At 62.9% G+C, this 1,902-nt stretch carries 1 protein-coding gene; it reads right to left on the reverse strand.

Annotation, left to right across the window (positions count from 1 at the left end):
* A partial coding sequence (locus DWV11_RS13325; RefSeq protein WP_115789411.1) for a primary-amine oxidase occupies positions 1-1,902 on the reverse strand: 1,902 nt, incomplete at both ends.

A 1,902-nucleotide genomic window follows, 5' to 3' on the forward strand; every position in this document is an offset into this window, starting at 1 on the left:
TGCTGCAGTGTCCGCCGGTGGTGCCGCGGGTTTCGGTGGGCAGGTTCAGGGTGGGGTTCTGGTTGAAGAAGCCGTGGGGTTCGAGGAGGAAGCCGATGTTCTGGCGGGGCATTACGGGCCAGTCTTCGAGGCGCACGACGTGGTGCATGCCGAAGGTGTACCAGAGCACGAGGTCGGTATCGACGATGTTGCGGTTCTTCCGGGTCCAGATGTGCAGGCCGTCCTCGGCGCCGGTGGACTGGTTGGGGTATTCGCCCGCGGCGAAGCGTTCGTTCCGGTCGTAGGCGGTGACCCAGAGGTTGTTCCGGGCGAACTGGGCCCGTTGGGAGACGTAGGACTCATCCCCTGCGGCGAGCTGGATGCCGTCCTTGGGGATCAAACGGTACGCGACCGGTTCATCCACGATGTTCTTCTTCTCGTGGTTGACGATCTTCCAGAAGCGGTGCTTGGCCTGGTCGGTCTTGCGGATCGCGGCCTGTTCGGTTTCGAGCAAACGGTCCACGGCCATGAACGCGGTGTGGGTGGGGTTGTGCTCGGGGTATTCCATGTCGACCTCGTAGACGGAGTTGTTCACCCCGTCCAGTTCGAAGTCCATGCGGACGTTGAACATGTGCTGGTGGATCGGGGCGTAGAGCCCGTCGTTGTTCAGCGACTGCCCGTACGGGCTCTTCTCACCCGGCAGCTGCCCCGCGGTGGACAGGATGCCGGTGGCCTTGACCAGGAACTCGATGGACCCGTCCAGGTACAGGTGCCAGTAGAAGGCGTACTCGTAGTTCGCCACGGTGGCGATGAAGGAGATCACCAGCTTGCGGGACCGGCGCGTCTCGGCCGTGCCCTCCCGGAAATCGAAGTGCTTCCACAGGATCGAGTCGTCTTCTTCGTGCATGCAGATCGCGTTCTTGATCGTCCAGGGGTTACCCAACGAGTCCACGCTGACCCCGTCGAAGTACTTGATCTCACCCAGGCAGTCACAGCCCAGGGTCAGGGAGTTGGCCATGTTGCCGATGTTGTACTCACCCGAATCGAACGCGTTCTTCTTCGCCTGCACCGGGGCCGTGTCACCATACGGGACCACCATCTCCGAAAGCGAGGCACGGTTGATCACCGGACGATCCACGCCCTGGTCCTTGAAGCTGAGCTGGTGCAGCACCAGGCCCTCACGCGGGGTGAACCCGACCCGGAAAGACCAATCAGCCCACCGCACATGATTGCCCGTGACCTCGAACGAGGCCCCCTCGGGCTGGGTGATCTCGATCGGCTTCAGATCCGTCCGCGCCTCACCCACATACTTGGGCAGGTAATTCCCCCGCGCCGAAGGCACCGGGATGACCTGGTCATCCTCAAGCTTCACGACCTCCCCGGCGTTCAGGTCATAGAACACAATGAAGTTCTCGATCGGGTGCGCATACGGGCTGTCATCAGCCTCGTCCCGCACGAACACCAAGGCACGCATCAAGCGCCGGCCCTCGTTGTCCTCCCCGAAATACCCCACACTCCACGGCTCGAAACACACCAGATCCAGATCCGTCAGACCCCGCCTGGCCAACGCCGCGATCACCCCGGGATCCTTCCGGCACGCCTCCTCACACTCAGCGAACTCATCCAGCATGAACGGCGGCTGCACCTTCTCACCCAACTGGACCCACGACTCCACCGTCCCGGCCTCAAGGTTCACCACCGCCTCGAACGAGCGCGCCACCGCACGGTCCACCAACACCGCATCCGCCTCACGCACCACCGGCACACCCGCCCGCAACACCTCCTTCGAAGGCTCACGCAACTCAACACTGATAAACCGGAACGACTCCGAAGCAGCCGGACCCCCACGAAGAACCGCCACCGCCCGCGCAATCTCCTCACCCGACAACGGATCCAACGGATGCGAAACCCCAACAACGGCCT

This window comes from Arthrobacter silvisoli (assembly GCF_003369445.1).
Taxonomy (GTDB): domain Bacteria; phylum Actinomycetota; class Actinomycetes; order Actinomycetales; family Micrococcaceae; genus Arthrobacter; species Arthrobacter silvisoli.